This window comes from Proteiniphilum saccharofermentans (assembly GCF_900095135.1).
Lineage (GTDB): Bacteria > Bacteroidota > Bacteroidia > Bacteroidales > Dysgonomonadaceae > Proteiniphilum > Proteiniphilum saccharofermentans.
In genome coordinates, this window is the sequence record NZ_LT605205.1 from 3,668,167 (window position 1) to 3,688,298 (window position 20,132).

Sequence of the window (20,132 nt, forward strand, 5' to 3'; positions counted from 1 at the left end):
CTTTTATCTTATCTCAACCGTCCCAATTCAGTATTGCGGGCGGGATATAATTTCATAAGAGCCTCATAGGCCTGTTTCTTTTCCGGGGCATCTGCTTTGAAAAGAAGGTTTACCATCTCTTCGAGTTTGGTATCGCCAAATAGTTTTATCAATACGCTGGTCGGGCGTTCCGCCTGCAAAGCCGACAAAGTCAATATAGAAGGAACTACTTCTTTTGATCCCGGCCTGCCATGTCCGGCCGGCACATCCAACCCTTTCCGGTGATAATCAAACCACATCTGCCGATACTCTTCCAAAGCTCCATCATTAAAAGCGGCAGCGATAGCCGAGCGATTGCGATTGTTGCGGCGATCCCACCCTTTCCATCCGTAAGATTGTACATTGGTTGCAACCAATTCCATATTACGGAAACAAGAGGTACCCTCCAGTAAAGACCGGGAGTCAAGGTCGAGCCCCAAAATCAGATAGGCATAATAGGCGATGGTAGCCGTCAGGTTCTCCCGGATAAAACTGAGATCAAACTGCAGGGATTGGTGTTCGGTATAATCGAACTCCATCTCGGTATCACGTATATTCAACAAGGGAGTGATATAAGTACTGTTCTCTACCGGCCGGTACGACTGCACATACAACTCGCTTTTAAAAGAACCGGAAGAGAGCGTCTCGGTAATAACCAATGTAAAAGAACAATTTATCCGTTCATCCGTCCGAAGATGGCTATCCGTCCACTTACGCCCGTTGATAAAATTCCGCAACGACTCTTCAAGGGTACTAAACACCTGCCTGTTTGCACCCTGAACCCTGGAACTGTTCACCTTTACAATAGCATTCAATTCCTGTCCGGAAAGAGGAAATATTCCTGCAACCACAAGAAACAGAAGTATCAAACAGCTATATCTTTCTCGTCGACTCATCTTCACTAATACTCAGGCATCTTACTCGTAACCACCTTCCCGGGCTATTGCAACTCCGGTTCTATCCCCGGACAAAACTTATCCGTGAACAATATATCCCGAAGATGGCCATATTCATGCTGGAAGATCACGTCCGAAAAAGTCTCACTCCCGCTATATCCTTCCAGATATTCACGATGAAAATTCCCCTTTTCATCCCAATATTCCACAAAAATCATGCTCCAAAGGTAGCAAATCCTTTCGAACAAATTAAGTTCTTCAAGCTATTAATGAAATCCAAATTCAAGATCAATCACCTCGAATGATGTTCTCCGGTTGATCTGATCGGCAATTTCCTGCTGATCAAGCGTAAGAGTCTCAATAAATTCTTCGGTCAACAAATCACCCTCTTTCAAGAAATCAAACTGTTCTGCCATTTTTTTCGACACTTTCACCGGCCGGGTTTTACCAAAACCTTGGGCAGACAAACGTTGGGGATTGATGCCATGAGCGGAGAGATAGTTCACTACCGATTGTGCACGACGCAGGGAGAGATCGGAATTGTATTCGTCTGAACCTTTCCGGTCAGTATGGGCAGCGAGTTCAATGGCAACCGAAGGATGTTCGTTTAGCAGGTCTATCAGTAGACCCAGTTCGTCTTTTGATTCCGGTCGCAATGTAGCACTGTCGAAATCATAGAATATATTATCCAGTATTACCGGCTTATTATAAGGTATCATCTCAAAATCCACATAGTATAGAGTATCCTTTTCCTCAGAAGAGGGGGATAATCTCTGCTTTTGATTGAGGAAGCCATCGGCTGAAGCCATCAGCAGGTAATCCGTATCCCTATTGGCCTTAAAGCGATACTCACCCTCTTTCCCAGTCACAAAACGGAGTTGTGATCCCTCACTTCCCACCACAGACACAACAGCACCCGGAATAAATTCATCGTCAGGATCCACCACAAAACCTTCTATCCAGGCAGTTACTTCGGGATAGACAAAAGAGTATATATGATCATATCCTCTTACATCATTCCGGTTAGAACTGAAAAATCCCTTCTCCCCTTTTGGCTCAAACGTGATGCCAAAATCATCGGCCGACGAATTGAGAGGCGCTCCCAGGTTATTCACACGCCACCTCCCTTTCACCTCGCTACCTCGTTTCCAAGTCTCTCCGTCAACCCGTTCCCCCGTCACCTGGCCCTTCTGCCCTCCAGTCTTCCTCTCTACAAGCCTCTCCAGTCCATCACCTTCCCACCTTCCCACTTTCCCTCTTTCCCACTCTAAATCAACCGCCACAAACATATCCAATCCTCCCATCCCGGGATGTCCATCGGAAGAGAAATAGAGTGTGATATCATTACGCAGATAGGGAAAAAGCTCGTCACCGGCCGTATTGATATCCGGCCCCAAGTTCTCTACTAAAAGGATTTCGTGATTATTCGTGACCGATGCCCGCCAGATATCTTTACCCCCATGGCCTCCCGGCATATCAGAGACAAAGTAGAGCCAACGTCCCGACGGGGAGATCGCCGGATGGGCAAAAACGGATAATGAATCGTCTTTCACAATTTCAAGAGGCCGGCCTTCACTCCACCGACCGTTAACCCACCGTGAAAGATAGATTTTTGCTGTAGTCCCCCTATTGGGATTAATATCACTAAAAGTATAATACATCCACTCCCCATCCGGTGAGAAAGAAGGAGTTCCCTCGTCATATCCGGTATTGACACCCGAACTTATTCGTTCAGGCCTTTGCCACTCTCCATGTACATTTTTGACTGAACGAAAAAGGTCGTTGTATTTCATACCGGTAATAGCACTCTTCTCCTCACCAAGCACCTCTTCTCTCGACGAGGTAAAATAGAGCCGGCCCCCATCCGCAGAAAGCATCGGGCTAAACTCTCCACGGTTAGAATTGAACAATTCCATCCGCCCTACGACATAGCGAGTAGGATTTTCACTCCACTCTACAGCCAATTCCACTCCTTGTAATCCGGTAAGAGCCAACCGATCTTCCGGTCTGAATGTCAGAAATCGGCGATATGCTTCTGCCGCACCCGCATAGTTCCCTTCCCTATGTAACATCCGGGCATAGTGAAAGTACATGATGGTGTCGGGATAGCCGTAGCGGATAGCATTGCTGTATGCAGCTAATGCACGGGAGGACTGATTGAGTTTGCGATAGTTCTCCGCCATCTCAAAAGCAATGATTCCCCGTTGTGCACGTTCCTCACGGGATATATTACGGTACAGCTTCCTGTAGGTTTCACTGGCGGCATAGTATTCTCCACGCAGATACTGCTCCCGTGCGACACTCAGTTTTGCCTGATCACACGAAAGCAGCAGCCATATTACAGCCAATAGCATATATAAAATACGAAGTTTCAAGCCTGTCGTTTTGGCTGTAAAACGTTTTTTTGAGAAAAATATTGTATGAAATCCGGTATTACGATATCCCACTCATTCTTTTTCCTTATAAAAGCGGATAGCTATTCCCTGCGAAAAACATACGCATTCGAGAAATGTCCCATCGTTAAAAACAGAAGGTTTCCCCTCAGTTCAAACGAAGCGGCCTCCTCTTTATCCAAAATAAAAACGCCTTGTCTTACCGAGAGGTGTCATACCGGTAAATATATCTGGTTTCTTCTTCTCCTGACGTGATCTCGAATTGAGTCCTTTCTTCAAATTCATGCAGAGAAATCACCGTCTCCTCATCTCGGAAATGAAGGCGTATAGTATAGATATAACCGGTACCATCCTCCCTTGCTTCAGACTCGACATATTTCCATCTTGTACCCTGTAACGAAGGCAGATCTTGTGCCAACGGTTCATAGTCGCATGAAAAGAAAGCAACTAATAAAAGAAAAAGAATGAAACCAGGCTTATGCATACAGCGGGATTGATTATCGTAAAACGAATCCTATTGGTGTTCCGGCCGCAACAGGTCATTCACGGTCTTCACCGGATTGAAAGTGGAAACGGGTACCTCTACAAAAATGGTGTTCCAGTCACTCATAGCTCCATTCCATAATCCGGGCAGTTCCAGCGCTTTCAACTCTTGTCCGTTTTTCGATTTATAGGAGATAAATCCGGTATTCCGATCGATAAATTTTGTCAGATTGTATTTGTTTCCATGATTACACTTCACACCGCACACCACATCCACAGGATTAAAATGGGAACCGTTCCTGAATGCCTCCATGGCAACAGGATCATCCTTGTCAATCTGGGAACTCTCCAATATCTGGAGTGAAACCGTTCCGTCGGGATTGACGGCAATAAAAGGCCCTCCACCCGGTTCGCCCTGGTTTTTCACCATTCCACAAACACGGAATGGCCGGTCGAGTTTTCTCCTCAGATATTGCTTCATCTCATTTTCAGAAGCAAACGCCCCTGGATGGGAGATCAGGAGTTCATCCTCGGTAAAAGCCAGCATCTCTACCAACTCTTTTGCAGTGGCTTCTCCTGATTCCAGCCGGTTCAGATAAGCATGTGTACGTTGTTGCATGGTGACAAGAACACCTGCCAACAACCTTTTATAACGTGCTTCATTCTCTTTCAGCCTGTCAGGAACCACATTGTCGATATTCTTGATAAAAATCACATCAGAGTCGATATCGTTCAGGTTTTCAATCAGCGCACCATGGCCACCGGGACGAAATAGCAATGAGCCGTCTTCATTCCTGAAAGGTTGATTACTCATATCCGCGGCGATAGTATCAGTACTCGGTTTCTGGATACTATACGACACCGAGAAGGTAGCACCCAGTTTGAATTCGTAATTCAATTTCCTGGCTGCCACCAGCAGTTCAAACATCTCTTTATGTTCTGCCGACACGGTAAAATGCACGTTCACCTCTCCCGTTTTATTCTTGGCATAGTATGTCCCTTCGGTAAGATGTTCTCCCACCGGGGTACGGTTCCCCTCAGGATATTTATGGAAAAGAAGCAGTCCCTTGGGCAAGCTCCCATATTCCATTCCTCCAGCATCGAGCAATGCAGAAACTACATCTTTATATCGTCCTTCTTGACACAATGTCGCGATATCTTTGGCAAATAAATCTTTACATGTCTCATCAAGCGAACCGAAAAATGCAAACTGCTGTATCTTATCAAAGAATTCCTTCTCAAACGGTGTGGTCGGCACATCATAATCAGCATCCCAAAAGGCAAACAAATCCTTAAACATACGGCTGGCAGCCCCGGAAGCCGGTACAAATTTTGTCACTCTCTTTCCACTATTCAGGAAATCCTGCCAGGCATCCAGGTAGACTTTTTCATCTTCTTCTCCTACTTTCATGATCCCCTTCCCTACGGAAGCTGCAGAAACGATAGAAAGATAAGGAAATCCGGTAGCGAAATAATTCAGTTGCGTATCGATTTGATCCTGAGTGATCCCTTTTTCACGCAGTAATTCCAGGTCTTGTTGTGTATACATAGTGCTTGGGTTTAGAATTGTAATATTTACGACCAGCCCCTTTGCAAGGGCTATCTTTTAAACTTTATTCACCAAAGGTAGATATTATTTCTCAAAAAGAAGATTACTTAAACTATAAAATTAAACCGTCATATTGGCAGAAATATCCCAGCCTCGAAAATTTGGCATAACATTTGAGAAAGAAATAATGAGTCAAAAAAGAACCGGTGATGGACGGCGGATTTTTGAACAACAGATTAAAACAGAAAGAAAAAAGAAAACAAATATAATAACAACAAATTATGGGAAAAATAATAGGAATAGACTTAGGGACAACCAATTCGTGTGTTTCCGTTATGGAAGGCAGCGAACCCGTTGTAATCCCAAATAATGAAGGAAAACGGACTACACCATCGGTGGTGGCCTTTATGGATAACGGTGAACGTAAGGTAGGTGATCCTGCCAAACGTCAGGCCATTACCAATCCCCACAATACAATTTCTTCCATCAAGACATTCATGGGAGAGACTTTCGACCAGGTACAGAAAGAGATCGGGCGTGTACCTTATAAAGTAGTAAGAGGTGACAACAATACCCCGCGTGTGGATATCAACGGACATCTTTACACGCCACAGGAAATTTCCGCCATCATTTTGCAGAAGATGAAAAAGACCGCCGAAGACTATCTCGGACAGGAAGTAAAAGAAGCAGTAATCACCGTTCCTGCCTACTTTAGCGATGCACAACGCCAGGCTACCAAAGAAGCCGGTGAAATTGCAGGACTCACTGTTCGTCGTATCGTTAACGAGCCGACAGCCGCCGCATTGGCTTACGGACTCGACAAACAGAACAAAGACTCCAAAGTGGCCGTATTCGACCTCGGTGGTGGTACTTTCGATATCTCCATCCTGGAACTGGGTGACGGTGTTTTCGAGGTGAAATCGACCAATGGTGATACCCATCTTGGTGGTGACGACTTCGACCATCGTATCATCGACTGGCTGGCAGACGAGTTTATGAAAGATGAAGGCGTGGATCTCCGCAAAGACCCGATGGCGTTACAACGTCTGAAAGAAGCTGCAGAAAAGGCGAAGATTGAACTCTCAAGTGCGACCAGTACAGAAATCAACCTGCCTTACATCATGCCGGTGAATGGTATTCCAAAACACTTGGTAAAAACCCTTTCACGTGCTAAATTCGAACAGCTGATCGACGACCTGTTGCAGAAATGTAAACAGCCCTGCTTGACAGCGATGAAGGATGCAGGAATGAGCAATTCCGATATCGATGAAGTAATCCTTGTGGGTGGTTCAACCCGTATCCCGGCCGTACAGGATATGGTAGAAAAACTGTTCGGCAAGAAACCGCATAAGGGAGTAAACCCTGATGAAGTGGTTGCTATTGGTGCAGCTATTCAGGGAGCCGTGTTGACAGGAGAAGTAAAAGATGTACTTCTGCTCGACGTAACCCCGCTTTCACTTGGTATTGAAACGCTGGGTGGCGTGATGACAAAGCTGATCGACGCTAACACCACAATCCCGACGAAGAAGAGCGAGACATTCTCGACTGCGGCTGACAACCAACCCTCCGTACAGATCAATGTATTGCAGGGTGAACGCTCCATGGCACGCGACAACAAACAGATCGGCGTATTCAACCTTGACGGTATACCGCCTGCACCGCGTGGAGTACCTCAGATCGAAGTGACCTTCGATATCGATGCCAACGGTATTCTGAGCGTTTCCGCCAAGGACAAGGCTACCGGTAAAGAGCAGAAGATCCGTATCGAAGCCTCTTCAGGACTGAGTGAAGATGAGATCAAACGGATGAAAGAGGAAGCTGCTGCCAATGCCGAAGCCGACAGGAAAGAGAAGGAACGCATCGACAAGCTGAACCATGCGGACTCACTGATCTTCCAGACTGAAAAACAGTTAACGGACTTGGGCGACAAGATACCTGCCGACAAGAAAGCGCCGATTGAAGCAGCCCTCACCAAACTGAAGGAAGCCCACAAAGCGCAGAACCTCGAAGGTATCGACGCTGCCACCACCGAATTGAACACAGCTTTCCAGGCAGCATCACAGGATATGTACAATGCTACCAACGCCCAGGCCGGCCCGCAACCAGGCGCCAACGCAGGATCACAGTCGCAAGATAACAACCAACCGAACGACGACAACGTCACCGACGTAGATTTTGAAGAGGTCAAGTAAGACCCATCAAGATAGATAATCAAATATTTTCAAACCGCAGTAAACGTATGATTTACTGCGGTTTTTGTTTTCAGACTTAATACTTAAATACTCCAGTTGTTTTATAATACAGATAAAACAAAAAAATACTGTATCTCCCTTGCTGGTATATGCTGACTTAATGGGGAGTGGAGACAGCAGAAATATAGAAACCGCTGAAATAATACTGAACAATAAGTTACAATCTCACCCTTTTTACCGAATAATTGCCGGAAACTTATTAACTTTACGGGATACAATACATACACTATAAAACAGAAAATATGAAGTTCAAAAGATTATTACCAGTAATATGTTTGGCTGCCAGCAGTTGTATGATTGCCGTTTCCGGTTATGCACAGGTGACCCCGGCGGAAGCCGGTAGTGTGGATGGCGGAACATTGGTGGGCAGATGGGATATCACCGTCGATCAAGGTGGAAAACAGAGACCTTCGTGGTTGGAAGTAGAAATATCGGGTTTTGAAACCCTGGTCGGACGATTTGTCGCGACGGGTGGAAGCGCACGTCCGATTTCCAAAATCCATTTCGACAATGGGAAATTCAATTTCGCCATTCCGCCACAATGGGAGCGAAGCAATAACGATTTACGTGTAGAAGGTACCGTAACGAAAGACCGGATTGAAGGTATCATCCACGAAGTCAATGGGAAGAAACATCCCTTTACGGGTGTTCCGGCACCTCGGCTGACCGGAAAGAAAGATGTGGAATGGGGTGAGCCAATACAATTGTTCAACGGTAAGGATCTGGATGGCTGGAAGACTTCCGGAAAGAAAAATCAGTGGATAATAAAGGATGGAGTGCTGATAAGTCCGGAATCTGGCTCCAACCTGATTTCCAAACAGGAGTTTACCGATTTCAAGTTGCATGTCGAGTTCAAGTACGACAAGAATAGTAATAGCGGGGTTTACCTGCGCGGTCGTTACGAAGTGCAGATCCTCGACAATGCCCCTACTGATCATCCCAACAGCCATTCATTCGGTGGCGTGTACGGATTCCTTACACCAAGTGAAATGGCAGCCAAAGGCCCCGGCGAATGGCAAACATACGACATTACACTGATCGGGCGAATGGTGACGATTGTAGCCAATGGAATCACCATTATCAGTAATCAGGAAATTCCCGGCATAACGGGTGGGGCCATCGACAGTAACGAGGCTGAGCCGGGACCGATTTATTTTCAGGGAGACCATGGCCCCATACAGTTCCGCAATATAGTGATCACACCCGCCAAATAATCCCGTTTCTCGTTTATGGCCCGGGAGCTATTACCCTCCTTCACTAAACAGAAAAGATTAGAACCGGAGAACAGATAAAGTATGACTTTTTCATGTTCTTCGGCTTTTTTGTTTTTCACAAACTGTGCACATCGTATAGTTTGGTCTTATTCTGAAAATCATAAAGACAAAAGAAAAATAACCCATTTCTATCCTCGTATAATTACCTACGGCTTACCTTTTGAGAAATGCGATAGTCTTGTAAAAAAACTATCACGTAGATCATTGATATTTATATTTTTATTATTACCTTTGCAGCCCGAAACAGAGAGGAGGTTATTGTACAACCGGAAACAGAGCAAAGAAGAAATAAAAATTTGCAGTGCTGGGGACTGAAGTTTGAACAGGAAGCAAGTATACGGGCGGTGATGAGAATTAAGGGTCCAGTCCGGTATGCAGGAAATACTGACCGCTGAAGCCGCAGTTATTTCGTTAAGCTAAATGAGCAGAGTCAAGCCTGCTTGAATGTTTTCGATAAGCGAGTACAGAGTAAACTCTTTCGAGCGTAGAAAACAACTAAGTATACTTGGACTATGCCATAGCGAGAATTGAAAACCAAGGAACTTGTGACTCAAATAGTCCAATTTTATTGAAATAATTAAACAAACAACAAATATGATAGTAGTACAATTAAAAGAGGGCGAAAATATTGAAAGGGCCCTGAAGAAATTCAAACGTAAATACGAGAAAACCGGAGTTGTAAAAGAACTGCGTAGCCGTCAGGCATTCATCAAACCTTCGGTACAGAAACGCAAACGTAAACAACACGCCGTTTATGTGCAGCAAATGCAACAAAACGAAGAATAAATTTTCGGATTTCAAAAAATTTTCTTTACTTTCGTAGTTCATCGACGGACTAACGAAATGTGGAAAGAAAAATTCATACAATATCTCCGTGTTGAGAAGAACTACTCTTCCCACACGGAGATTTCTTATTTGGATGACCTCACTCAGTTTGAGGATTTTATCACTGAGGGAAACAGCACATTCGATCCAACGCGCATCGATAGCGACGATATCCGTGTATGGATGAGCCATCTCATGGAACAAGGGATAAAACCGCGCTCTGTAAACAGAAAACTCAGTGCGGTAAAATCTTTTTTCCGGTACCTGAAAAAAAAAGGTGTAATCATACAAAATCCTGCCGAAGCGGTCACAGGGCCAAAGGTAGCTAAAAAGCTCCCCTCATTTGTGAATGATCCGGAGATGACAAAAGTGATCGATGATCCACTGGGATATTCCGATGATTTCCGGGGACACCGCGACCGCTTCCTGGTCGAGCTACTCTACCTGACCGGCATGCGCCGGGCGGAACTGATAGCCCTGAAGGATACCGACATAGATTTCGGAGCATGCACATTAAGGGTAACAGGAAAACGCAATAAACAACGTATCATTCCTTTTTCCAATTCCACAAAGGAAAAACTGAAAGAATATATCGCTGCCAGGGATGCAGATATAGAGAACAAATCCCCTTTTCTGTTTGTTAAGGAAGATGGAGACCCCCTATATCCTAAACTTGTATACAATGTCATTCACAATCACCTCAACAGCATCCCGACCTTGGCTAAAAAAAGCCCGCACGTATTGCGCCATTCTTTTGCCACTGAAATGCTGAACAATGGTGCCGAAATCAATGCTGTAAAGGAATTACTGGGGCATTCCAGCCTCGCATCTACAGAAGTCTATACACATGTTACTTTTGAAGAATTGAAAAAAGCATATCAATACGCTCATCCAAGAGCAAAAAAATGAAGGAGGAAAAGTATGGAACTGACAATTCAATCTGTAAATTTTGACGCTACCGATCAACTCAAAGCGTTTGTGGAGAAAAAAATCAAAAAGCTGGAACGATTCTCCGATGATATCATCCTGGCAGAAGTGATCCTGAAAGTAGTAAAACCGGAGACTGCAAAGAACAAAGATGCAGCCGTAAAATTGAAACTCAGACATAGTGAGGCATTTGCCAACAAAATAGCCGACACCTTCGAAGAAGCTATAGACTTATGCGTTGTGGCAATCGAAAAACAGATTTTCAAAACCAAAGAAAAAAAGGAGAGATAAGGCCAAAAATTTCAGACAAAAGTTTTGGCATCAAAAAAAATATCACTACCTTTGCGACCGTTTCTCTCTTAAAATATGGAGAGAAGCGGTTAAATTCAAGAATATAAGCCTCTTTAGCTCAGTTGGCCAGAGCACGTGATTTGTAATCTCGGGGTCGTTGGTTCGAATCCGACAAGAGGCTCGAAAAGATAAAAAAAGAAATGTTGGGCAGTTACCAGAGTGGCCAAATGGGGCTGACTGTAACTCAGCTGGCTTACGCCTTCGGTGGTTCGAATCCATCACTGCCCACCCGATTTGATGTGATAATTTGATGATGAGTTGATTTAATCAACAAATCTGCATTACCTGTTCCGATTTATCGGAATCTACAAATCATCAATATTTGTCCCGGTTCATCGGGATCAATATTGCGGAAGTAGCTCAGTTGATAGAGCATTAGCCTTCCAAGCTGAGGGTCGCGGGTTTGAGTCCCGTCTTCCGCTCTTAATGAAAGAGAGCACAATCTGGTTCGTGGCAAATTATCCCGGTATCACCGGAAAGTCCCGTCCTCTGGCTCTGAAGCGTGCAAGAACCTCCAATCGGGAGGGAATCCCGATACTTATCGGGGAATTACGCTCTTTCCGCCTATGTAGCTCAGTGGTAGAGCACTTCCTTGGTAAGGAAGAGGTCGCGGGTTCAATTCCCGCCATCGGCTCAAAACAGATAGATCAACGAATTTCAAGAAAAGGCTTATTGTCCTGTCTCTTGCGTTTTACTGTTTATTACAATGCATATATAATTTATTTAAACTAATTAATAGTATATTTTATGGCAAAAGAACATTTTTCCCGGACGAAACCGCATGTGAACATCGGTACAATCGGCCACGTTGACCACGGTAAAACCACTTTGACGGCTGCTATCACAACCGTTTTAGCAAAAAAAGGTTTCTCTGAAGTACGTTCGTTCGATTCCATCGACAACGCTCCCGAAGAAAAGGAAAGAGGTATCACCATTAATACTTCTCACGTTGAATATGAAACTGCAAACCGTCACTATGCACACGTTGACTGCCCCGGCCACGCTGACTATGTGAAGAACATGGTTACCGGTGCTGCCCAGATGGACGGTGCTATCATCGTAGTTGCTGCAACCGACGGCCCGATGCCCCAGACACGTGAACACATTCTTTTGGCACGTCAGGTAAACGTTCCCAAGCTGGTTGTCTTCATGAACAAAGTGGACTTGGTAGACGACGAAGAAATGTTGGAACTGGTTGAAATGGAAGTAAGGGAACTTCTTTCATTCTATAATTTCGATGGGGACAATACGCCCGTTATCCAGGGATCTGCTCTCGGTGGATTGAATGGAGACCCCAAATGGGAAGAAAAAATTATGGAGCTGATGGATGCCGTTGACGCATGGATCCCGCTGCCTCCGCGCGATGTGGATAAACCGTTCCTTATGCCGGTAGAAGACGTATTCTCGATCACTGGTCGTGGTACAGTTGCTACAGGCCGTATCGAAACAGGTATCATCAAAACAGGAGAAGAAGTACAGATCATTGGTCTCGGTGCAGAAGGCAAGAAGTCGGTTGTCACCGGAGTGGAAATGTTCCGTAAGATCCTTGACGAAGGACAGGCTGGTGATAACGTAGGTCTGTTGCTCCGTGGTATCGACAAAGACGAAATCAAACGCGGTATGGTGATCTCTCACCCCGGAAAAGTGAAACCTCACTCTAAATTCAAAGCCGAGGTGTATATCCTGAAGAAAGAAGAAGGCGGTCGCCACACTCCTTTCCATAATAAATACCGTCCCCAGTTCTACATCCGTACACTCGACGTAACCGGAGAGATCCAGTTGCCCGAAGGAGTAGAGATGGTAATGCCCGGTGATAACGTAACTATTGAGGTAGACCTGATCTATCCGGTAGCATGTCACGTAGGTCTCCGTTTCGCTATCCGTGAAGGTGGCCGCACAGTAGGTGCCGGACAGATTACTGAGTTAATCGACTAAAGTAACCCTCTCCTATCCTTTTCGCAGGAAAAGATGGAGAAGTAACATAAAAAACCCTGCCTGCAATGTACCTTCCTATATGGATGGGAATAGGCGGGGTTTATACACGGGTCTAGCTCAGTTGGTAGAGCACTGGTCTCCAAAACCAGGTGTCGGGAGTTCGAGTCTCTCGACCCGTGCAAAAAAACTATCCGAATTAAATGAAAAAAATAGTTGCATATCTCAGTGATTCCTACAATGAATTGGTTCATAAGGTATCCTGGCCATCCAGAGAAGAACTCTCCGGCAGCACGGTAATTGTATTGATTGCTTCCCTTATAATTGCCCTGATAGTGTTCGGAATGGATTCTCTGTTTGAGTGGATATTAAAGCTTCTCTACGGTATTTTATAAAATCTGAAAGAAAGAGACTAACTATGACTGATGAGAGAAAAAAATGGTACGTACTGCGTTCCGTTAGTGGAAAAGAAAATAAAGTCAAAGAGTATCTTGAATCAGAGATGAAGAAGACCGATCTGGGGAAGTATATTTCTCAGGTTCTCATCCCCACAGAAAAGACTTACTCAATACGCAACGGAAAGAAAGTGATGAAAGAACGCGCTTATCTTCCCGGCTATGTGCTTATTGAAGCAGAGCTGACGGGTGAGGTAATTCACGAACTAAAGAATATCAATTATGTTGCCGGCTTTCTACCCAACACAACTGATCCCCAACCTTTGCGGGAGTCGGAAGTAAAACGGATCCTCGGAACGATGGACGAGTTGGAAGAGGCAGGCGACGAAATGGATACCAAATACTACGTAGGCGAAAGCGTGAAAGTGATCGGAGGTCCTTTCAGCAGTTTCTCCGGTGTGGTAGAAGAGGTGAATGAAGAGAGGAAGAAACTCAAGGTGATGGTGAAAATTTTCGGAAGAAAACAACTCCTCGAGTTGGGTTATATGCAAGTAGAGAAAGAATAATCAGATATTTGGTTACGCAGATTCTGTAAATTCTTTAAAGTGTTTCGAAAACCCCAATTTATTAAAATCAAAAAAATGGCTAAAGAAGTTGCCGGACAACTAAAATTACAAATCAAAGGAGGAGCTGCAAACCCATCTCCCCCGGTAGGACCCGCATTGGGTTCCAAAGGGATCAACATTATGGAGTTTTGCAAGCAATTCAATGCCAGAACTCAGGACAAAGCCGGAAAAGTGTTGCCAGTGGTAATCACTTATTATACCGACAAGTCTTTTGATTTTATTGTTAAAACTCCACCGGTTGCGATTCAGCTTTTAGAAGTCAGCAAACAAAAGGGCGGTTCAGCAGAACCTAACCGTAAGAAAATTGCGGAAGTTACCTGGGAACAGGTAAAGGCAATTGCTGAGGAAAAAATGCCCGATTTAAACTGCTTCACACTTGAATCAGCGATGCGGATGGTAGCCGGAACGGCTCGGAGCATGGGTATCGCAGTCAAAGGGGATTTCCCGGAAAATATCACCAATTAAAACTTCAATTGAGACATGGGTAAACTGACAAAAAATCAAAAGTTGGCTTTAAGCAAGATTGAAGAGGGAAAGACCTATTCACTAAAAGAAGCTGCAGCACTGGTGAAGGAAATTACCACCACCAAGTTCGATGCTTCTGTAGATATCGATGTACGCCTCGGCGTAGATCCGCGTAAAGCTAACCAGATGGTGAGAGGGGTTGTATCCCTTCCTCACGGAACAGGTAAACAAGTAAGAGTTCTTGTATTGTGCTCTCCAGAAGCTGAAGCCGCTGCCAAAGAGGCCGGCGCAGACTATGTGGGACTCGATGAATATATCGAAAAGATTAAAGGTGGTTGGACCGATGTGGATGTAATCATCACACAACCGCAGATCATGGGTAAGATTGGTGCCCTCGGCCGTATTTTAGGGCCACGGGGACTGATGCCAAATCCCAAGAGCGGTACTGTTACCCCCGACGTGGCGAAAGCCGTGAACGAGGTAAAACAAGGGAAAATCGACTTTAAGGTAGACAAAGCCGGTATTATTCACACCTCTATTGGAAAAGTATCTTTCACGCCCGAACAGATTCGAGACAACGCAAAAGAATTTATCCAAACGTTGATCAAATTAAAACCGACCGCGGCAAAAGGTACCTATATCAAGAGTATTTATCTTTCCAGTACGATGAGTCCGGGTATTAAAGTGGACACCAAATCGGCAGATGAATCCAACTAAAAAAGTGAGAAAATCAGATGAAACGAGCAGATAAATTATTCTCTCAGAGATAGATGATTTAAGCGAGTTCCATATGATACCTCTGAAAAAAATAGTTCAATCATATGAAAAAGGAAGATAAAAAACAGATAATAGAGCAGATAGCCGCTAATCTCCAGGAGTATGAAAACTTCTACCTTACTGACATCGCTACACTCAATGCAGCGAAGACAAGTAACTTAAGAAGGGAGTGTTCCAAACAGGGGATCAAGCTGGTAGTGGTGAAGAATACCCTTTTGCAGAAAGCATTCGAATCGCTCGACAGGGATTATAGTGAACTGTATCCTATTTTGAAGGGAAATACAGCCATTATGTTCTCCAACGTGGCGAATTCTCCGGCCAAGCTTATTGATAAATACAAAGCCGATAAAATTCCGGCTTTGAAAGGTGCTTACGTGCAAGAAAGCTTCTTCGTTGGAGCAGATACCTTGCAAAATTTGGTGAACATCAAGAGCAAGACGGAGTTGATCGGAGATGTGATCGCACTGTTGCAATCACCTGCAAAGAACGTTATTTCCGCACTTCAATCCGGTGGCAACACTATCCACGGAGTATTGAAAACATTGTCGGAAAGATAACTGTCCAGTCAGGCTATTTATGCCCGACGAAGATGGTTGAATTTAATTTTACAACAAACAGAATTAGTAATCAATTAAACAAATACAACAATGGCAGACTTAAAAAAATTTGCTGAAGACTTGGTTAACCTGACTGTAAAAGAGGTTAATGAACTGGCTGAAATTTTAAAAACCGAATACGGTATTGAACCGGCAGCCGCAGCTGTTGCCGTTGCTGCAGGCCCCGCCGCAGCTGGTGAAGCCGCTGTAGAGGAAAAAACAGAATTCGATGTAATCCTCAAGAGCGCAGGTGCAGCAAAATTAGCTGTAGTTAAAGCAGTTAAAGAACTCACCGGACTTGGTTTGAAAGAAGCCAAAGACTTGGTAGACGGAGCTCCCAGCGAATTGAAAAAAGGTGTAACAAAAGACGAAGCAGACGCTTTGAAAAAACAACTTGAAGAGGCTGGAGCAGAAGTTGAACTTAAATAACATTTACCTAATTTAGGTTAATATGGTTAGGAATCTTCTATCGGAAGATTCTTAACCTTTTGTGTCAATATATAGTAGGTTCAAAAACTCACATCCATGTCTTCAAATAACGCCAATCAAAGAATCAATTTCGCGTCGATTAAAAATCCGCTTGATTTTCCCGATTTTCTGGAGGTACAGTTAAAATCGTTTCAGGATTTCCTTCAACTCGACGCCCCCCCCGAAAGTAGAAAGAATGAAGGATTGTATAAGGTTTTCACGGAGAATTTCCCCATTGCAGATACCCGAAACAACTTCGTCCTTGAATTTTTAGATTACTATGTTGATCCTCCGCGCTATACCATCGACGAGTGTATAGACAGAGGGCTCACCTACAGTGTCCCGCTGAAGGCAAAGTTGTATCTATATTGTACCGATCCCGACCACGAAGATTTTACTCCTGTCATCCAGGATGTATATCTCGGTACTATTCCCTATATGACCGAAAAAGGTACGTTCGTCATCAACGGCGCCGAGCGCGTAATTGTTTCACAATTGCACCGCTCTCCCGGCGTATTCTTCGGCCAGAGCCTCCACGCGAACGGTACAGTGCTTTATTCTGCCCGTATCATTCCGTTCAAGGGATCATGGATTGAATTCGCCACGGACATCAATAATGTGATGTATGCCTATATCGACCGGAAAAAGAAATTACCGGTCACCACACTGCTACGTGCCATAGGCTTCGAAAGCGACAAGGATATCCTTGAGATCTTTGACCTGGCTGAAGAGGTAAAAGTGAATAAAGCAAACCTCAAAAAAGTGCTGGGGCGCAAGTTAGCCGCCCGCGTACTGAAATCATGGATGGAAGATTTTGTCGATGAAGATACGGGTGAGGTAACCTCCATCGAAAGGAACGAGGTGATCATTGAGCGTGAAACTGTGCTGGAACAGGAGCATATCGACGATATCCTTGAATCGGGTGTCGCCTCTATCCTTTTGCACAAAGAAACGGCCAACACCTCCGACTATTCCATTATTTACAATACATTACAGAAAGACCCGAGTAATACGGAGATCGATGCCATCCGTCACATCTACCGTCAGCTGAGAAGTGCGGAACCGGCCGATGACGCCAGTGCACGGGAGGTAATCAACAATCTCTTTTTCTCGGAGAAAAGATATGACCTGGGCGACGTAGGCCGCTACAGGATCAACAAAAAACTGAATCTCGATATCGATGTCGATACACGTGTCCTCACCAAAGAAGACATGATTGAGATCATCAAATACCTTATCGAGCTTGTCAACTCCAAAGCCGTGGTGGACGATATCGACCACCTCAGTAACCGGCGTGTACGCACGGTAGGGGAACAGTTGTATACCCAGTTTGGAGTAGGTCTGAACCGTATGGCACGTATCATCCGTGAAAGAATGAATGTGCGTGACAACGAAGTTTTCACCCCGATCGACCTGATCAACGCGAAAACCATTTCGTCGGTCATCAATACATTTTTTGGGACCAATGCATTGTCGCAGTTCATGGACCAGACCAACCCGCTGGCTGAGATCACCCATAAACGCCGTCTCTCGGCGCTCGGACCGGGTGGACTTTCGCGTGAGCGTGCCGGATTTGAGGTACGCGACGTGCACTTCACCCACTACGGCCGTCTTTGTCCGATAGAAACACCTGAAGGACCGAATATCGGGCTTATCTCCTCGCTCTGTGTCTACGCAAAGATCAACGATCTTGGATTTATAGAAACGCCTTACCGCAAGGTAGAGAACGCAGTGGTGAATATCAACAACGACGAAGTCATCTATCTTGCCGCCGAAGAGGAGGAAGACAAGCTGATCGCGCAGGGAAATGCACCACTCGACGACAAGGGCCACTTCATCAACCCGCGTGTGAAAGCAAGACAGGATGCCGACTATCCCGTGATCGCCCCGGAAGAGGTGGAACTGATGGATGTATCGCCTATGCAGATTGCTTCTATTGCCGCATCGTTGATTCCGTTCCTTGAGCATGACGATGCCAACCGTGCATTGATGGGATCGAACATGATGCGCCAGGCCGTTCCGTTGATGAGAACCGAATCGCCTATCGTAGGTACAGGTATCGAAGGACAGGTTATCAAAGACTCGCGTACCCAGATCATGGCCGAGGGAAGCGGAGAGATCCTCTATGTAGATGCCAACACCATTAAAATAAAATATGACCGGACTGAGGAAGAGGAATTCACCAGTTTCGAGGATGCCGTAAAGATTTACAACATCCCAAAATTCCGGAAGACCAACCAGAATACCACTGTCGACCTTCGTCCTATATGTAAAGTGGGACAAAAGGTGAGAGCAGGCGAAATCCTTACCGAAGGATACGCCACGCAAAACGGAGAACTGGCACTGGGCCGCAACCTGAAAGTGGCATTCATGCCGTGGAAAGGTTACAACTTCGAGGATGCCATTGTATTGAACGAACGGCTGGTAAGTGAAGATATTTTCACCTCTATCCATGTGGAAGAATTCTCGCTTGAGGTACGTGAAACCAAGCGTGGGATGGAAGAACTTACTTCCGACATTCCCAACGTAAGTGAAGAGGCTACCAAAGACCTTGATGAAAGGGGGATTGTCCGTGTGGGAGCACGCATCAAACCGGGAGATATCCTGATCGGTAAGATTACCCCGAAAGGTGAATCCGATCCCTCACCCGAAGAAAAATTGCTCCGCGCTATCTTTGGTGACAAGGCGGGTGATGTGAAAGATGCCTCACTGAAAGCATCTCCTTCGCTCAAAGGTGTAGTTATTCATACCAACCTCTTCTCGAAAGCATCCAAGAAAGGAAAAACCAAACTTTCCAGCAAAGCGCTTCTTCCCAAACTCGACGAAGAGTATGAACTCAAAATGGAAGAGTTGAAGAAAGTGCTTATCAATAAGTTACTTGCACTCACCGAAGGCAGAACCTCTGTGGGAGTGAAAGACTATACCAATATGGATATTGTTCCCAAAGGGGCAAAATTCACACACAAGGTGCTCGCCGAGATCGATTACCAATCGATCCAATTGAACAAATGGACGGCTGATGCTCAAAAGAATGAGCAGATCCGTACTACGGTAATCAACTACCTGCACCGTTACAAGGAACTGGATGCAGAATTGAAACGGAAACGTTTCGACTTTACCATTGGTGATGAGCTTCCTTCGGGAATCATGCAGATCGCCAAAGTATATGTAGCGAAAAAGCGGAAGATACAGGTAGGAGACAAAATGGCAGGACGTCACGGTAACAAGGGTATCGTTTCCAGGATCGTACGTCAGGAAGACATGCCTTTCCTTGCCGACGGAACACCCGTAGATATCGTGCTGAACCCGCTGGGTGTGCCTTCACGTATGAACCTCGGACAGATATTCGAGACCGTACTTGGATGGGCCGGACAGGAACTGGGAGTGAAATTTGCTACTCCTATCTTCGACGGAGCATCGCTCGACGACCTGAACACCTGGACAGATAAGGCCAAGGTACCGGCATACGGTAAGAGCTATCTCTACGACGGTGGTACCGGTGAGCGTTTCGACCAACCCGCAACCGTGGGTATCATCTATATGCTCAAACTCGGCCACATGGTGGAAGACAAGATGCATGCCCGTTCTATTGGTCCCTACTCGCTTATCACACAACAGCCGTTGGGCGGTAAAGCACAGTTTGGGGGTCAACGTTTCGGAGAGATGGAGGTTTGGGCGCTCGAAGCATTCGGTGCGGCACATATCCTTCAGGAAATACTCACCGTCAAATCAGACGATGTGGTAGGCCGCTCCAAAGCGTATGAAGCCATCGTGAAAGGTGAGCCGATGCCACAGACCGGAATCCCCGAATCGTTGAACGTATTGCTCCACGAGTTGCGAGGACTGGGTCTTAACGTCAGTCTCGACTAATCGACAATAATTCAATGCCGATAAATCGGGATTGA

Annotated in this window: 19 protein-coding genes and 5 tRNA genes; 19 read left to right on the forward strand and 5 right to left on the reverse strand. The window is 45.3% G+C overall.

Features of this window, described 5'->3' with window-relative positions:
- Positions 1-8 precede the first annotated feature (8 nt).
- The 5 genes from porD to PSM36_RS14310 form a co-directional block, all read right to left on the reverse strand.
- The gene (gene porD, locus PSM36_RS14290; RefSeq protein WP_076931493.1) at positions 9-914 is read right to left on the reverse strand and encodes a type IX secretion system protein PorD; all 906 of its coding nucleotides are present in this window, start codon (positions 912-914) and stop codon (positions 9-11) included.
- Positions 915-958: 44 nt separating this feature from the next.
- On the reverse strand, positions 959-1,132 hold the full coding sequence (locus PSM36_RS17420; protein WP_139233434.1) for a peptide deformylase: 174 nt from the start codon (positions 1,130-1,132) through the stop codon (positions 959-961).
- Positions 1,133-1,180: 48 nt separating this feature from the next.
- Positions 1,181-3,289 (reverse strand): OmpA family protein, encoded by a 2,109-nt coding sequence (locus PSM36_RS14300; protein WP_449421183.1) that lies wholly within the window; start codon positions 3,287-3,289, stop codon positions 1,181-1,183.
- A 217-nt stretch (positions 3,290-3,506) separates the two neighbouring features.
- Complete coding sequence (locus PSM36_RS14305) at positions 3,507-3,791, reverse strand: hypothetical protein (RefSeq protein WP_076931495.1); 285 nt, start codon at positions 3,789-3,791, stop codon at positions 3,507-3,509.
- 30 nt (positions 3,792-3,821) lie between these two features.
- The gene (locus PSM36_RS14310; RefSeq protein ID WP_076931497.1) at positions 3,822-5,339 is read right to left on the reverse strand and encodes a DUF4301 family protein; all 1,518 of its coding nucleotides are present in this window, start codon (positions 5,337-5,339) and stop codon (positions 3,822-3,824) included.
- A 281-nt stretch (positions 5,340-5,620) separates the two neighbouring features.
- Between PSM36_RS14310 and dnaK the strand changes: the two genes are divergently transcribed.
- The 19 genes from dnaK to rpoB all read left to right on the forward strand — a co-directional run bounded on the left by dnaK (position 5,621) and on the right by rpoB (position 20,097).
- Positions 5,621-7,531 carry a molecular chaperone DnaK gene (gene dnaK, locus PSM36_RS14315; protein ID WP_076931499.1) on the forward strand — a complete coding sequence of 637 codons (1,911 nt, stop codon included), beginning with the start codon at positions 5,621-5,623 and terminating at the stop codon, positions 7,529-7,531.
- Positions 7,532-7,691: 160 nt separating this feature from the next.
- Positions 7,692-7,823: a hypothetical protein gene (locus PSM36_RS17760; protein ID WP_232001571.1), complete on the forward strand. Its 132-nt coding sequence runs from the start codon at positions 7,692-7,694 to the stop codon at positions 7,821-7,823.
- 10 nt (positions 7,824-7,833) lie between these two features.
- On the forward strand, positions 7,834-8,805 hold the full coding sequence (locus PSM36_RS14325) for a 3-keto-disaccharide hydrolase (protein ID WP_076931502.1): 972 nt from the start codon (positions 7,834-7,836) through the stop codon (positions 8,803-8,805).
- Positions 8,806-9,459: 654 nt separating this feature from the next.
- Complete coding sequence (rpsU, locus tag PSM36_RS14330) at positions 9,460-9,651, forward strand: 30S ribosomal protein S21 (RefSeq protein ID WP_076931504.1); 192 nt, start codon at positions 9,460-9,462, stop codon at positions 9,649-9,651.
- A 57-nt stretch (positions 9,652-9,708) separates the two neighbouring features.
- Positions 9,709-10,599, forward strand: a complete 891-nt coding sequence (locus PSM36_RS14335) for a tyrosine recombinase XerC (RefSeq protein ID WP_076931505.1) — start codon at positions 9,709-9,711, stop codon at positions 10,597-10,599.
- A gap of 12 nt (positions 10,600-10,611) precedes the next feature.
- Positions 10,612-10,908 (forward strand): ribosome hibernation-promoting factor, HPF/YfiA family, encoded by a 297-nt coding sequence (gene hpf / locus PSM36_RS14340; protein ID WP_076931507.1) that lies wholly within the window; start codon positions 10,612-10,614, stop codon positions 10,906-10,908.
- 107 nt (positions 10,909-11,015) lie between these two features.
- Positions 11,016-11,089, forward strand: a tRNA-Thr gene (locus PSM36_RS14345).
- A gap of 24 nt (positions 11,090-11,113) precedes the next feature.
- A tRNA-Tyr gene (locus PSM36_RS14350) sits at positions 11,114-11,196 on the forward strand.
- A gap of 121 nt (positions 11,197-11,317) precedes the next feature.
- Positions 11,318-11,390, forward strand: a tRNA-Gly gene (locus tag PSM36_RS14355).
- Positions 11,391-11,530: 140 nt separating this feature from the next.
- Positions 11,531-11,602: transfer RNA gene (locus PSM36_RS14360), tRNA-Thr, on the forward strand.
- Positions 11,603-11,715: 113 nt separating this feature from the next.
- Positions 11,716-12,903 carry an elongation factor Tu gene (tuf, locus tag PSM36_RS14365; RefSeq protein WP_076931508.1) on the forward strand — a complete coding sequence of 396 codons (1,188 nt, stop codon included), beginning with the start codon at positions 11,716-11,718 and terminating at the stop codon, positions 12,901-12,903.
- A gap of 106 nt (positions 12,904-13,009) precedes the next feature.
- Positions 13,010-13,082: transfer RNA gene (locus PSM36_RS14370), tRNA-Trp, on the forward strand.
- 21 nt (positions 13,083-13,103) lie between these two features.
- A complete protein-coding gene (gene secE / locus PSM36_RS14375) occupies positions 13,104-13,295 on the forward strand; it encodes a preprotein translocase subunit SecE (RefSeq protein ID WP_019538911.1) in 192 nt (63 codons plus the stop codon).
- 23 nt (positions 13,296-13,318) lie between these two features.
- Entirely contained in the window at positions 13,319-13,861 is a 543-nt protein-coding gene (gene nusG, locus PSM36_RS14380; RefSeq protein ID WP_076931510.1) for a transcription termination/antitermination protein NusG, read from the forward strand.
- A 75-nt stretch (positions 13,862-13,936) separates the two neighbouring features.
- Positions 13,937-14,386: a 50S ribosomal protein L11 gene (rplK, locus tag PSM36_RS14385; protein ID WP_076931511.1), complete on the forward strand. Its 450-nt coding sequence runs from the start codon at positions 13,937-13,939 to the stop codon at positions 14,384-14,386.
- Between the two features lie 15 nt (positions 14,387-14,401).
- Entirely contained in the window at positions 14,402-15,103 is a 702-nt protein-coding gene (gene rplA, locus PSM36_RS14390; RefSeq protein ID WP_076931512.1) for a 50S ribosomal protein L1, read from the forward strand.
- Positions 15,104-15,207: 104 nt separating this feature from the next.
- Complete coding sequence (gene rplJ / locus PSM36_RS14395) at positions 15,208-15,720, forward strand: 50S ribosomal protein L10 (RefSeq protein WP_076931513.1); 513 nt, start codon at positions 15,208-15,210, stop codon at positions 15,718-15,720.
- 90 nt (positions 15,721-15,810) lie between these two features.
- Positions 15,811-16,188 carry a 50S ribosomal protein L7/L12 gene (gene rplL, locus PSM36_RS14400; RefSeq protein WP_076931514.1) on the forward strand — a complete coding sequence of 126 codons (378 nt, stop codon included), beginning with the start codon at positions 15,811-15,813 and terminating at the stop codon, positions 16,186-16,188.
- A gap of 96 nt (positions 16,189-16,284) precedes the next feature.
- Positions 16,285-20,097 carry a DNA-directed RNA polymerase subunit beta gene (gene rpoB, locus PSM36_RS14405; RefSeq protein WP_076931515.1) on the forward strand — a complete coding sequence of 1,271 codons (3,813 nt, stop codon included), beginning with the start codon at positions 16,285-16,287 and terminating at the stop codon, positions 20,095-20,097.
- Positions 20,098-20,132: the final 35 nt, after the last annotated feature.